General features: G+C 35.6%; 15 protein-coding genes and 1 riboswitch. Of the genes, 13 read left to right on the top strand and 2 right to left on the bottom strand.

The window, feature by feature from the left end:
- Nucleotides 1-84: 84 nt before the first annotated feature.
- The 12 genes from hisZ to Q3V31_RS04195 all read left to right on the top strand — a co-directional run bounded on the left by hisZ (nt 85) and on the right by Q3V31_RS04195 (nt 8,937).
- Nucleotides 85-1,347: an ATP phosphoribosyltransferase regulatory subunit gene (gene hisZ / locus Q3V31_RS04250; RefSeq protein WP_000170310.1), complete on the top strand. Its 1,263-nt coding sequence runs from the start codon at nt 85-87 to the stop codon at nt 1,345-1,347.
- A complete protein-coding gene (hisG, locus tag Q3V31_RS04245) occupies nt 1,323-1,958 on the top strand; it encodes an ATP phosphoribosyltransferase (protein ID WP_001244495.1) in 636 nt (211 codons plus the stop codon). The genes hisZ and hisG overlap by 25 nt, the downstream gene beginning before the upstream one ends.
- A gap of 11 nt (nt 1,959-1,969) precedes the next feature.
- Nucleotides 1,970-3,259 (top strand): histidinol dehydrogenase, encoded by a 1,290-nt coding sequence (gene hisD / locus Q3V31_RS04240; RefSeq protein ID WP_000406986.1) that lies wholly within the window; start codon nt 1,970-1,972, stop codon nt 3,257-3,259.
- Nucleotides 3,259-3,843 (top strand): imidazoleglycerol-phosphate dehydratase HisB, encoded by a 585-nt coding sequence (hisB, locus tag Q3V31_RS04235; protein WP_001209300.1) that lies wholly within the window; start codon nt 3,259-3,261, stop codon nt 3,841-3,843. Before hisD ends, hisB begins: the two co-directional genes overlap by 1 nt.
- On the top strand, nt 3,844-4,473 hold the full coding sequence (gene hisH / locus Q3V31_RS04230) for an imidazole glycerol phosphate synthase subunit HisH (RefSeq protein ID WP_000560329.1): 630 nt from the start codon (nt 3,844-3,846) through the stop codon (nt 4,471-4,473). It abuts the gene before it with no gap.
- Nucleotides 4,446-5,165 (top strand): 1-(5-phosphoribosyl)-5-[(5-phosphoribosylamino)methylideneamino]imidazole-4-carboxamide isomerase, encoded by a 720-nt coding sequence (gene hisA, locus Q3V31_RS04225; protein WP_000402279.1) that lies wholly within the window; start codon nt 4,446-4,448, stop codon nt 5,163-5,165. The genes hisH and hisA overlap by 28 nt, the downstream gene beginning before the upstream one ends.
- Complete coding sequence (hisF, locus tag Q3V31_RS04220) at nt 5,159-5,917, top strand: imidazoleglycerol phosphate synthase cyclase subunit (protein ID WP_000880091.1); 759 nt, start codon at nt 5,159-5,161, stop codon at nt 5,915-5,917. The genes hisA and hisF overlap by 7 nt, the downstream gene beginning before the upstream one ends.
- Complete coding sequence (gene hisI, locus Q3V31_RS04215; RefSeq protein ID WP_000803983.1) at nt 5,914-6,219, top strand: phosphoribosyl-AMP cyclohydrolase; 306 nt, start codon at nt 5,914-5,916, stop codon at nt 6,217-6,219. Before hisF ends, hisI begins: the two co-directional genes overlap by 4 nt.
- 9 nt (nt 6,220-6,228) lie before the next feature.
- Nucleotides 6,229-6,552 carry a phosphoribosyl-ATP diphosphatase gene (gene hisE / locus Q3V31_RS04210; protein WP_000389488.1) on the top strand — a complete coding sequence of 108 codons (324 nt, stop codon included), beginning with the start codon at nt 6,229-6,231 and terminating at the stop codon, nt 6,550-6,552.
- A 13-nt stretch (nt 6,553-6,565) separates the two neighbouring features.
- Nucleotides 6,566-7,585 (top strand): histidinol phosphate phosphatase domain-containing protein, encoded by a 1,020-nt coding sequence (locus tag Q3V31_RS04205; RefSeq protein ID WP_071735029.1) that lies wholly within the window; start codon nt 6,566-6,568, stop codon nt 7,583-7,585.
- A 68-nt stretch (nt 7,586-7,653) separates the two neighbouring features.
- Nucleotides 7,654-7,821: a DUF4025 domain-containing protein gene (locus Q3V31_RS04200; protein WP_001118885.1), complete on the top strand. Its 168-nt coding sequence runs from the start codon at nt 7,654-7,656 to the stop codon at nt 7,819-7,821.
- Nucleotides 7,822-7,965: 144 nt separating this feature from the next.
- Nucleotides 7,966-8,937, top strand: a complete 972-nt coding sequence (locus tag Q3V31_RS04195) for an NAD(P)-dependent oxidoreductase (protein WP_097872608.1) — start codon at nt 7,966-7,968, stop codon at nt 8,935-8,937.
- 32 nt (nt 8,938-8,969) lie between these two features.
- Here Q3V31_RS04195 and pssA read toward each other — a convergent pair whose 3' ends face one another.
- Nucleotides 8,970-9,671: a CDP-diacylglycerol--serine O-phosphatidyltransferase gene (gene pssA, locus Q3V31_RS04190; protein ID WP_000285415.1), complete on the bottom strand. Its 702-nt coding sequence runs from the start codon at nt 9,669-9,671 to the stop codon at nt 8,970-8,972.
- A gap of 184 nt (nt 9,672-9,855) precedes the next feature.
- Nucleotides 9,856-11,742 (bottom strand): LTA synthase family protein, encoded by a 1,887-nt coding sequence (locus Q3V31_RS04185; RefSeq protein ID WP_000940049.1) that lies wholly within the window; start codon nt 11,740-11,742, stop codon nt 9,856-9,858.
- 253 nt (nt 11,743-11,995) lie between these two features.
- Here Q3V31_RS04185 and Q3V31_RS04180 point away from each other — a divergent pair, with 253 nt between their 5' ends.
- Nucleotides 11,996-12,391, top strand: a complete 396-nt coding sequence (locus tag Q3V31_RS04180) for a DUF3888 domain-containing protein (RefSeq protein ID WP_001228834.1) — start codon at nt 11,996-11,998, stop codon at nt 12,389-12,391.
- Between the two features lie 89 nt (nt 12,392-12,480).
- Nucleotides 12,481-12,662: riboswitch (Lysine riboswitch) on the top strand.
- Nucleotides 12,663-12,703 lie beyond the last annotated feature (41 nt).

The raw sequence follows: 12,703 nt of genomic DNA, 5'->3' as shown, positions 1-12,703 counted from the left end.
ATTTTGTCTACAAGGCTCTTTTTATTTTCGGTTTAGGTGAATGAAATAGGCATACATTAGAAAGGGAAAGGTGTGAGAATTTAGATGACAAAATGGAAACGGGCAAACCCAAATGGAACGAGGGACTATTTATTCGAAGAATGTACGTTAATTGAAGAAGTAGAACAGAAATTAAGGCGTACTTTTTTAGAGCGAGGTTATGAAGAAATAAGGACACCGACAATAGAATTTTATGATGTTTTTGCATTTCAAAACAGGCCGATAGATGAGGAAAAGATGTATAAATTTTTTGATGAAAAAGGACGGATTATCGTGTTACGCCCAGATATGACAATTCCTTTAGCGAGAGTGATGGGAACGCAGAGGTGGGATACTCCGCTTAAACTGACGTATAGCGGGAATGTATTTCGGGCGAATGAGTCCCATTCTGGAAAATATAATGAAATCGTACAAAGTGGTATTGAAATTATCGGGATTGATAATGTAAGAGCTGAAATTGAATGCGTAATAAGTGTTATTCAGGCACTTCAAAAGTTAAAGGTGCAATCTTTTACAATTGAGATTGGGCAAGTACAGTTATATAAATGTATTGTAAAAAAACTCTCCATTCGTGATGAAGAAGAGAGTGTGCTTAGAACATATATTGAAAGTAAAAATTATGCTGCTCTATCAAATTTTATTAGAGAAAAGAAATTAGATCGATGTGATGAAACAGTAAGATTACTTGAGAAATTACCAAGGCTATTTGGAAATTTAGAAGTTATTGAGGAAGCGGAAAAGCTCGCCTCAAGTAATGAAATGAAAATGGCGATTGCCAGAGTGAAAGAAATATATGAAGCAATTGAAAAACTAGGATATGGATCTTACATCTCAATTGATTTAGGTATGATTCAACATTTGGATTATTATACAGGTGTTATTTTCAAAGGGTATATATATGAAATTGGAGAAGAAATTGTTAGTGGAGGAAGATATGATGAGTTAATTGGGAATTTTGGAGAGATGCTGCCGGCTGTTGGACTCGCGGTGCAAGTCAATCAAATTGTGAAGGCGCTGCAAGAGCAGCAAGAACCATATGAACGAAAGAAAATAGATATTATGATTCATTATGAGTTAAATAGATTAGCAGAAGCGGAAAGATTACGAAATTTACTTCAAAAGGACGGGAAAAAAGTAGAGCTATCTTTATTCCCTAATTTAAACGAGACCTTTCAATTTGCCAGAAAAAATAAAATAGTAACGGTCGTAGAGGCAAAGAACGAATCATTAGTGGAATATGTATGGAAAGAGAAATGGGTATTCCAGAAAGAAGGAGAAACTTCATGCGTAACATTCAAATTGCGTTAACGAAAGGAAGATTAGAGAAGCATGTGATTCCGTTGTTTGAGCAGATTGGAATTGATTGTTCGGAGCTCAAAAATAAAGGACGAAAGCTTGTCTTTCAAAGTAGAAATACAGATATCTCATTTATTTTAGTGAAAGCAGTAGATGTTGCTACTTATGTAGAACATGGAGTAGCTGATATTGGGGTCGTTGGAAAAGATATTTTAATGGAAAACGAGAAAGATATTTATGAAATGTTGGATTTAGGAGTAGGTGTGTGTAAGTTTTGTGTTGCTTCTATTCCTACTTATAATCCGAAGAGCTACCGGAAGAAACGCATTGCTACGAAATATCCACATATTACTTCTAACTATTTTCATGATAAAGGGGAGGATGTAGAGATTATAAAAATAGAAGGTTCTGTAGAAATCGCTCCTATTCTTGGATTGGCAGATGCGATTGTTGATATTGTTGAAACAGGAAAAACATTACAAGAAAATGGACTCATTGTATTTGAGGAAATGTGTTCTATATCTGCTCGAATGATTGTAAATAAGGCTGCATTAAAAACTAAAAAAGACGAAATATTCGGTATTATAAATATGATGGAGCAAGAAATTTTGTCAGGAAAATAGGGGGACATGTAATGGAGATAGTTTGTGAAGATTTTCAAAAGGCGTTATCGAAAATAAAATTGCTACGTGAAAACGCGAATATAATAGAAGAAACTGTTCAAAGAAGTGTAAGCGAAATCGTTCAAAATGTAAGGGAGAGTAAAGATGAGGCTGTATCTTTCTATACAAAAAAGTTCGATGGTGTGGAGGTTAAAGAGTTTCTTGTAAGTGAGGAAGAAATAAAACAAGCGCGTAGGTTTGTAGAGAATTCATTTTTAGATGCGTTAAAAGAGGCAAAGAAAAATATTATCTCGTATCATGAAAAGCAAAAAAGACAATCGATGTTTGATTGCACGAGTGAGGGCATCATTAGAGGACAAATCATTCGGCCTTTAGAAAATGTAGGGGTATATGTGCCTGGCGGAACTGCTTCGTATCCTTCGTCAGTGTTGATGAATGTATTGCCAGCAAAAATCGCAGGCGTGAAAAAAATTGTAATGGTGACACCACCAAGGCAAGGAGGAATTGATCCACATATTTTAGTTGCTGCAAGCCTTGCAGGAGTAGATGAAATTTATGCGATAGGTGGTGCGCAAGCAATTGCTGCTTTAGCATACGGGACGGAATCGATTCCGAAAGTGGATAAAATAGTTGGACCAGGAAATTTGTACGTCGCTCTAGCGAAACGAGAAGTATACGGAATAGTAAATATCGATATGATTGCTGGACCATCAGAAATTGTAGTTATCGCTGATGAAACAGGAAATGCAAAATATATCGCTGCTGATTTATTATCACAAGCAGAGCATGACGTAAGAGCTACAGCAATTTGCATTACAACGAGTATAGAGTTAGCGAAAGAAGTAGAAAGAGAGATAGAAAGACAGCTAGCGACATTACCAAGAAGTGAAATCGCACGTGAATCGATAAATAGAAATGGAGCCATCTTTATCGTTCCTTCTTTAGAGGAGGCACTAAAGTTATCGAATGAAATCGCTCCAGAACATTTAGAGTTACATATAAAAGAGCCGATGAATACTCTAGCGTATGTGAAACATGCAGGGTCTATCTTTCTTGGACCATATGCACCGGAACCGCTCGGTGATTATTTAGCAGGACCGAATCATGTGTTACCGACAAGTGGAACGGCAAGGTTTTTCTCACCGTTATCAGTCGATGATTTCGTGAAAAAATCAAGCTTTCTATCTTATACGGAGGAAGCGTTAAGAGATGTACAACATCATATTGTAGAACTTGCAAATAAAGAAGGGTTACATGCGCATGCGAGAGCAATTCAAATAAGATTTGAGGAGGAAGAATAATGCGTGAGTCCAGTCAAATACGTGAGACGACAGAAACAAAAATAAAATTAAGTTTGCAGCTCGATGAAAGCAAAAATGTTTCTGTGCAAACGGGAGTTGGATTCTTTGATCATATGTTAACTTTATTTGCAAGGCATGGAAGATTCGGTTTGCAAGTGGAGGCGGAAGGCGATGTATTCGTTGATGCGCATCATACAGTTGAAGATGTTGGAATTGTACTCGGAACTTGCTTGAAAGAAGCGTTGCAAAATAAAGAGGGGATTAACAGGTACGGCTCAGCATATGTACCGATGGATGAGTCTTTAGGTTTTGTCGCAATTGATATAAGCGGACGCTCATATATTGTATTTCAAGGAGAATTAACAAATCCGAAGCTTGGAGATTTTGACACAGAATTAACGGAAGAATTTTTTAGAGCAGTTGCTCATGCTGCCAATATTACATTACATGCTCGCATTTTATACGGAAGCAATACACATCACAAAATTGAAGCGTTATTTAAAGCGTTTGGTAGGGCGCTTAGAGAAGCAGTCGAAAGAAATGCCAACATTACTGGTGTAAATTCAACGAAAGGGATGTTGTAATTGATTGCTATTATAGATTATGGAATCGGGAATATTCGCAGTGTGGAACAAGCATTAAAATATATTGGAGCAGAGCACATCGTAACGGATGATAAAGAAAAAATATTGAGAAGTGATGGCGTTATTTTACCGGGAGTAGGCGCATTTCCGAAAGCAATGGACGTTTTAGAAGAAAAAGATTTAGTATGTGTGCTAAAAGAATTTGGGAGTTCAGGAAAACCACTTTTGGGCATTTGTTTAGGAATGCAGCTTTTATTTGAAAAAAGTGAGGAACTACAAGATTGTAACGGATTAAATTTATTGCCAGGTGTCATTAGAAAGTTAAAAGTTCCTTATAAAATTCCACATATGGGGTGGAATGAGTTAAAGAAAGAGGGAGAAATATCGCTTTGGAATGGAGTAGAGGACGGTTCTTTCGTATATTATGTCCACTCTTATTATGCAGATTGTCCAAATGAAATTGTGTATGGGGCAAGTGAGTATGGAGTGCAAGTACCTGGTTTTGTAGCAAAAGGAAATATATACGGCGCACAGTTTCATCCTGAAAAAAGTGGTGACATTGGAATGCAAATGTTGAAAAATTTCAAAGGGGTGGTAGAAGCATGGAAATCTTCCCAGCTATCGATTTAAAAGAGGGACGATGCGTTAGACTTTATCAAGGAGAGTTTAGTAAAGAAACAGTAATGAATGAAGATCCGGTTGCGCAAGCGATCATATTTGAAAAGTTTGGAGCGAAAATACTACACATTGTTGATTTAGATGGTGCAATTGCTGGGGAGTCAGTAAATTTGCCCGTAATTGAAAGGATATGCAGGGCGGTACGTATTCCTGTGCAAGTTGGAGGAGGAGTTCGATCACTTGCGGCAGTAGAGAAGTTATTGTTAGTCGGCGTAGAAAAAGTAATTTTAGGAACAGCTGCTCTTTATGATAAGGCATTTTTAGAAGAAGCAGTTCGTCTATACAAAGAGAAAATCATAGTTGGAATTGACGCAAAAAATGGTTTTGTAGCAACGAGAGGCTGGCTTGATATGTCTGAAATTTCTTATATTTATTTAGCGAAGCAAATGGAGAATGTAGGTGTTCAAACGATTGTGTTTACAGACATTTCGAAAGACGGGACGCTGGCAGGGCCGAATTTTGAGCAATTGGAGTTATTACAAAAAAGCGTAGGCATTCGTCTCATTGCTTCTGGAGGAGTGGCATCTATTCAAGATGTGAAAAAATTAAATGATATGAATATATACGGCGTCATAATTGGGAAGGCGCTTTACGAGAAAACGATTGATTTAGAAGAAGTGCTAGAGGTAACAAAGTTATGTTAGCGAAACGCATTATTCCATGTCTAGATGTGAAAGAGGGGCGAGTCGTAAAGGGCGTAAATTTTATAGGGTTACAAGACGTCGGTGATCCTGTTGAAATAGCTGCTTTATATAATGATGCGGGAGCAGATGAAATTGTATTTTTAGATATTACTGCAACGCATGAAGGACGAAAAACGATTATAGATGTTGTAGAAAAAACAGCTTCAAAAGTATTTATCCCTCTTACAGTTGGCGGAGGGATTTCAAGTGTTAAAGATATGTACAATTTACTAAGAGCTGGAGCAGATAAAGTTTCAATAAACTCAGCGGCAGTGAGAAATCCGAAGTTAGTCCAGGAAGGTGCAGAACATTTTGGCTCACAATGTATTGTTGTAGCAATTGATGCTAGAAAAGTAGAGGAAGATAAATGGAATGTATACGTGAACGGCGGAAGAGTCGATACAGGGATGGATGCAATCGAATGGGCAAAGCGCGTTGTCCAGCTAGGGGCAGGTGAAATTTTACTGACGAGTATGGATGCAGATGGAACAAAAAATGGATATGATCTTCGGTTAACAGAAGCAATTTCAAAAAATGTTTCCGTCCCAGTTATCGCATCTGGAGGATGTGGTCATGCGGATCACATTATAGAAGTCTTTCAAAAGACAACTGTTGACGCAGCATTAGCAGCATCCATCTTTCATTATGGCGAGGCGACAGTGCAGGACGTAAAGAGAAAACTAAGAGACGCAAACGTTGAGGTGCGGTTATGAAACCTAACTTTTCAAAAGGATTATTACCAGCAGTTGTAATTGAAGAAGGTACGAAAGAAGTTTTAATGCTAGCTTATATGAATAAAGAAGCGTATGAAAGAACGCTAGAAACGAAAAAAACATGGTTTTATTCCCGCTCGAGACAATCGTTATGGAATAAAGGAGAAACATCAGGTAATCTCCAATATGTTCAGTCACTTTATTTAGACTGTGATCAAGATTCAATCGTTGTTGTCGTAAAGCAAATAGGGCCTGCTTGCCATACGGGAGAAAAAACGTGTTTTCACTATAAAATTATATAGGGGGTACATATGGAAGATATCCTTAAGTTATTATTTGAAACAATTGAAGAACGAAAGAAAAATCCACTCTCTGAATCATATACGAACTATTTATTTTCAAAAGGTGAAGATAAAATTTTAAAGAAAATTGGTGAGGAGTGCACCGAAGTAATTATCGCGTCTAAAAATAATGATAAAGAAGAACTAGTAAAAGAAATGGTTGATGTGTTCTATCACTGTTTTGTTCTATTAGCTGAAAAAAATATTTCATTAGAAGATGTCATGCAAGAAGTGAAAGAAAGAAATGGAAAGCTTTCGAGAGTAGGAGATCGAAAAGAAATAGATACATTATAAGGAGGGAATATGGATGAAAGTGGACTATCACCTTCATTTAGAAGAAGGGCCTTATTCAATAGGCTGGCTTGCTAAAATAAATGATGCACTACAATATTATGAACCGCTTAAAGAAGAAAAACATTCTATGGAATGGCTTGTGAAAACACAAGAACGCCTGCAAAAACGTGTAAAGGAAGGCCCATTTACAGCGAAATGGATTGATTTATATTTAGAAGAGGCGTTGCGAAAAGGGATAAAAGAAGTTGGCATTGTCGATCATTTATATCGTTTTCACGAGGCGAAAGGATATTATGAAAAATATGTAGATATTAGTGATTCAAACCTTGGTCGTTTACAGAAGGAATGGCTAGACCAAGTAAGAGTAACGTCTCTTTATGATTTTACAAAGGCGATTGAAGAGGCAAAAGAACGATGGAGTAAACGAGGGGTAACGCTCAAACTTGGAATTGAAGCGGATTATTTTATCGGCGGCGAACAAGAGTTAAAAGAGTTACTAGCATTAGGAGACTTTGATTATGTAATCGGTTCAGTCCATTTTATAGAGGGATGGGGATTTGATAATCCAGATACGAAAGAGTATTTTGGTAAGCATGAGTTACATACTCTATATCATAATTTTTTCGCTACAGTTGAAAGTGCCGTTCGTTCTGAGCTCTTTGATATAATAGCTCATCTTGATAACATAAAAGTATTTAATTACCGGTTAGATGAGAATGAACAGCTTTCTTATTATAAGGAAATTGCGCGTGCGTTAGTAGAAACGAATACCGCAACAGAAATAAATGCAGGATTGTATTATCGCTATCCTGTGCGCGAAATGTGTCCAAGTCCGCTTTATTTACAAGTATTAGCTAACCATGGAGTTCCGATTACTCTCTCCTCAGATGCTCATTATCCGAATGATTTAGGAAAGTATGTGGAAGAGAATATAAAAACATTACGTAATCATGATATTTCCCACATAGCTACCTTTACGAAACGAGTAAGAACGATGAAATTGCTTGAAGAAGAAGTAACAGTTTCAAAATAAAAAACGATTTTTTGATGAAAACCACCCTTTTTGTTCAAAATAAGAAAGAATAAAAAGGAGGGTAAGAAATGGCGAAACAACAAAATAAACAAAATGTACAAGGTGCACAGCAACAATCTTATACTTCTGAAACAACGAATACTGCTCAGTCAGTTATTGAGGAGCAAATTAGCGATACGGTTGCAGAGGGAACAATTGATGTGAAGCTTGGAAAAGAATCGCAAGAAAAAGCGTAAAAAGAGGGGAGACTTGTATCTCCTCTTTTTTAATGGAAAAGTGTCGATTTTCAAAACTATAATCAAATTCCTTGGTTTTTATATGTGGATTTCTTACAATGAAATATAAGAGATATCTTATTTTTTATAGAAGAGGTGTTAGTAGTGGCAAAAATATTAGTAGCAGGGAAAATTCCAGCAATCGGATTAGAACTATTAAAGGATCATGATGTAGAAATGTATGATAAAGAAGAATTAATTTCGTTAGATGAATTAACAGAGCGTGTAAAAGATAAAGATGCATTGTTAAGTCTACTTTCTACAAAGGTGACGAAAGTAGTTATTGATGCGGCACCTCATTTAAAGATTGTTGCAAACTACGGTGCTGGTTACGATAATATTGATTTCACCTATGCAGGGGAAAAAGGAATTGCGGTAACGAATACACCGAAAGTATCAACTGAAGCGACAGCAGAATTAACATTTGCACTTCTTTTAGCAGCTGCACGTAGAATTCCTGAAGGTGATACGTTATGTCGTACAACTGGATTTAACGGATGGGCACCGTTATTCTTCTTGGGCCGCGAAGTACACGGTAAGACAATCGGAATTATTGGCCTTGGAGAAATCGGGAAGGCAGTTGCAAAGCGTGCGAAAGCATTTGGAATGAATGTTTTATATACAGGACCAAATCGAAAGCCTGAAGCTGAAAGTGAACTGGAAGCAACATACGTAACGTTGGAAGAATTATTACAAACAGCGGACTTTATTACAATTAACTGTGCTTATAATCCGAAATTACATCATATGATTGATGAAGAACAGTTTAAAATGATGAAGAAAACAGCGTATATTATAAATGCTTCACGTGGACCAATTATGCATGAATCAGCACTTGCTCATGCACTAAAAACGAATGAAATTGAAGGTGCAGCTCTTGACGTATTTGAATTTGAACCGAAAATTACAGAAGAGCTAAAAGGATTAAAGAATGTAGTACTTGCTCCTCACGTAGGAAATGCAACATTCGAAACTCGTGATGCGATGGCTGAAATGGCAGTGAGAAATATTTTAGCTGTATTAAACGATGAAGAACCTGTAACACCTGTAAATCAAAAATTATTAGTTACAAAATAAAAAGAAACCTTCCGTATTCGGAAGGTTTCTTTTTATTTTTCTTTATTCGTTTTTTTAGACGGTCTTTGTCTAATGAATTGAGATAGCATATACAAAATATATAGTGGAATAGCAATGAATAAGAAAACCGAAAAATTACCGAACCCTGTTTGATACATTGTGATAATGATCCCAATTAAAAATAATGTAATAATTATGCTATATCGTGGAATTGGTACATCTTTTAAACTTGGGATACGAATACGACTCACCATTAAAAATGCGAACGTTACAAATACTGTAATAAGAACGATTTTTGGAATGGTATGTGAAAATAATGTTAGGAAAGCGACAAGCCCTCCTGCTGCAGTAATCGGAACTCCAGTGAAATATTTCATAGAAGTCGATGATGGTGTTACATTAAATCGTGCTAAGCGATATGCTCCGAACAGTGGGAATAATCCCGCTATGTATAGTCCAATGATTCCGTAGTTGGAGAAAGATGTGTAATACATTAACACAGCAGGTGCCGCGCCAAACGTTACAACATCTGCGAGTGAATCAAGCTCTTTTCCCATTTGTGAATCAACGCGTAATAAACGAGCAACACGACCGTCAAGACTATCTAACATCATCCCGATAAGTACTAAAATAGCAGCTGATTTATAATATCCTAAAGATGCATAGCCGATTGACAAAAATCCGCTATATAAATTTCCGAGCGTAAATAAGTTTGGAATAGCTGCTCTATACAAAATCTGATCCCTTGCTTTCTGTAATAAATTCTTAATTAGTGTATGAAAGTTTACTTATTTTATCATACCATAAATTTCTTCCTCATACGAAAGAAATTCCCAATTTGTGAAAGATTGTATAGAAGAGAAATTTGAAAAATAAGTAAAAAAATAGGAAGCAACTTTACAAAAGTTGCTTCCTACACTATTCAAATTTCGTTGTCATCGTTCCGGTTTTATATCGATTGTTAGGATCAAATCGTAATAAATCTCCATAAATGAGTTTGTCGGATAATTTTAATTCTGTTTTTGCTTTTTCAATATAAGGCTGACATAGTGTTAAATCAGCTTCTTCACCTGTGCTTCTTTTATAGCACATATTTTTTGTATAAACATAATCTTCCGAAACAAAACTGCCGTCCCGCATTACCATAAGAGGATCTTTTTCTTTCGTAAATAAGTCTGTTCCAAATTCTACGGATTGATTTGTTTTAATACCAAGTAAATGAAGTAACGTTGGTTTAATATCAATTTGACCAGATACTTTAGAGATGACTTTTCCTTCTTGGCCAGGCACATGAATAATGAGAGGGACGCGTTGTAATTGCATAGAATCAAACGGTGTAATAGCGTCTTTCCCAAGGAACTGAGCCATAGCTGCATTATGGTTTTCAGAAATGCCGTAATGATCACCATAAATGACAATAACGGAATTATCATACAGTCCTTCGTCTTTCAATTGTTTAATAAATAATTTAAGAGCTTCATCCGTGTAACGAACGGTTGGGAAGTAGCGATTTAAAACACCACTTTCGGAATTAAATTCATCAACATATTGATCTTCTGGATTTAGAAGAAATGGAAAATGGTTTGTTAACGTAATAAATTTCGTATAGAACGGTTGTGGTAAAGATTTTAACTTTGGAATAGATTGCTCAAAGAACTCTTTATCTTTTAATCCCCAACCGACAGACATTTGTTCCGTTCCTACGTAATCATTTAAATTAAAGTAACGATCATATCCAAGCGCAGGATACATTACATCACGATTCCAAAACGTTTTATCGTTTGAATGGAAGACAGCAGAAGAATATCCGTATTTCTTTAATTGTTCTGGTGTGGCAGTGTATTCATTTGTCGCATGAGTAAAGAATACAGAACCACGGTCTAACGGATAAAGGGAATTTTCAACGATAAATTCAGCATCAGAAGTTTTACCTTGTCCCGTTTGATGATAGAAGTTATCGAAATAAAAACTATCTTTAATAAACTCATTTAAAAATGGAGTAATCTCTTTTCCATTTATTTTTTTATTAATAACAAAACTTTGTGTAGATTCCATTGAAATTAAAATTACATTTTTACCCTTTGCAGCTCCAAATAAGTTTTTATCAACTTGTTTATCTTTTGAGTCTGTATAGTTTTTAATTTCAGAGAATCCGTCTCCACTTGCAAATACACGCTCAGCTGAAGACTTAGATTGAAGTGTAATATCAAATAGATGATATGTGTATAACCCTAAATTTTTCACGACAGTTTGACGATCAAATGAGCGTGAGAACATTTGTGGTTTATATATAACTGAAACAACAATTTGTAGTGCTAATAATGCTGTTACACCGCTAAAGAAAGTTCGCTTCTCAGAGCGAGAAAGTGGTGTTTTATCACCAAATGATGGGAATTTACGCGAAATAAACATTAAAATAATTGCGTCTGCAAATAAAAGTAATGTTTTATACGTAAAGAGTTCTTTTATACTCGTCCCTAAGTCAGCCATATTATTTGTTTGGAATAAAACAGGGAAAGTAACAAAATCGTTATAGAACCCGTAAAACATTGCATTTCCAAATAAAATAAATGACAGTATAAAACTAATTACAATAATAATTCGGTTTCGGTACTTAGATGCAAGTAAAGCGAAACCAAAAAATAAAAGTAACGAAGCTAGTGGGTTAATAAAAAGCATAAATTCTTCAAAGAAGTTATCAATTCTAATATCAAATGCTAGCTTGTACACAATATATGTTTTTATCCATAATAAAACGACTGCAACTAGTGCAAATCGCAGTTTTGGAAACAGATTTTGTAGCATAATATACTCCTCTCCTAAAAGCATGACAGTTCTTGTGAGCCGGTTTGATTAGCGCCTCATTTTATATATACGAACAGTCCTTTATTATTATGTTTATTATACTATGAGTATCATTATACGAAAATAAAAGAGAGTTGTGGGCTTTTTTATAATAATTGAGTAGAAAAAGGGCAGTGGGAGACAATAAAACGGAGTTTCTATGTATGATAATTATCGTGCACAGAAAGAATCGAGTAATAAAACGGAGGTTATAATGCGAAAATTATTATATTTTATAGTATGCAGTAGTGTTATACTTTTTGCTTCACCGAGTGTGTCGGTAGCACAATATGATGCACCTCTTATGGAAGATGCCCTTTATTCTGTTTTATTTCCGAAAATAAATAAAGCAATTGAAAAACAATATGGGAGCTTGAAGCCTTATCAATGTCCTAAAATTATTAGTTTAAAAAAAGTGTATAGTGGTACATATTTATTTCAAGCGAGTATTGAAGTAACGAAGTATGAACGTGTTGCTGGGAAAATTGCTCCACCATTTGAGAAGGTAACGATTACATTTAATAACGAAGAGGGCGAATGGGAAGTGACAAAGGTTTCAGTAAAGCGCTTACCAAATGATACAAAATTAAACTGTAAAAAAACAATATAAAAAATTGTTTGACAAATAAAATGGTCCTTTGGTATTGTTAATAGCAACAATTAGATGTTTGAAAATTAAATAGACTTACCTCATCTACTCTCAAAGGTAGAGGCCGCGATAGGAAAGAGTAAACTATGGGAGATTTAATGGAATCTGTGATCATAGGTTGAAAGGGACTATTGCCGAAATATAAGAATAACCATCTTATTCATATATTGGGACTGCATTGAATAAATGTAGTACTGTCATAAGATTTATTTTATGGAGAGCTATTTGGAGATGTTGATGCGGTTTCTTATTTTGAGGAGATAACAACTCGTT

This window comes from Bacillus nitratireducens (assembly GCF_036320425.1).
Lineage (GTDB): Bacteria > Bacillota > Bacilli > Bacillales > Bacillaceae_G > Bacillus_A > Bacillus_A nitratireducens.
This window is presented reverse-complemented; position numbering and strand designations above follow the sequence as displayed.

Coding starts and splice junctions, on each gene's coding strand:
- hisZ (WP_000170310.1), top strand. CDS start 85: ATGACAAAATGGAAACGGGCAAACCCAAATGGAACGAGGGACTATTTA.
- hisG (WP_001244495.1), top strand. CDS start 1,323: ATGCGTAACATTCAAATTGCGTTAACGAAAGGAAGATTAGAGAAGCAT.
- hisD (WP_000406986.1), top strand. CDS start 1,970: ATGGAGATAGTTTGTGAAGATTTTCAAAAGGCGTTATCGAAAATAAAA.
- hisB (WP_001209300.1), top strand. CDS start 3,259: ATGCGTGAGTCCAGTCAAATACGTGAGACGACAGAAACAAAAATAAAA.
- hisA (WP_000402279.1), top strand. CDS start 4,446: ATGGAAATCTTCCCAGCTATCGATTTAAAAGAGGGACGATGCGTTAGA.
- hisF (WP_000880091.1), top strand. CDS start 5,159: ATGTTAGCGAAACGCATTATTCCATGTCTAGATGTGAAAGAGGGGCGA.
- hisI (WP_000803983.1), top strand. CDS start 5,914: ATGAAACCTAACTTTTCAAAAGGATTATTACCAGCAGTTGTAATTGAA.
- hisE (WP_000389488.1), top strand. CDS start 6,229: ATGGAAGATATCCTTAAGTTATTATTTGAAACAATTGAAGAACGAAAG.
- Q3V31_RS04205 (WP_071735029.1), top strand. CDS start 6,566: ATGAAAGTGGACTATCACCTTCATTTAGAAGAAGGGCCTTATTCAATA.
- Q3V31_RS04200 (WP_001118885.1), top strand. CDS start 7,654: ATGGCGAAACAACAAAATAAACAAAATGTACAAGGTGCACAGCAACAA.
- Q3V31_RS04185 (WP_000940049.1), bottom strand. CDS start 11,742: ATGCTACAAAATCTGTTTCCAAAACTGCGATTTGCACTAGTTGCAGTC.
- Q3V31_RS04180 (WP_001228834.1), top strand. CDS start 11,996: ATGCGAAAATTATTATATTTTATAGTATGCAGTAGTGTTATACTTTTT.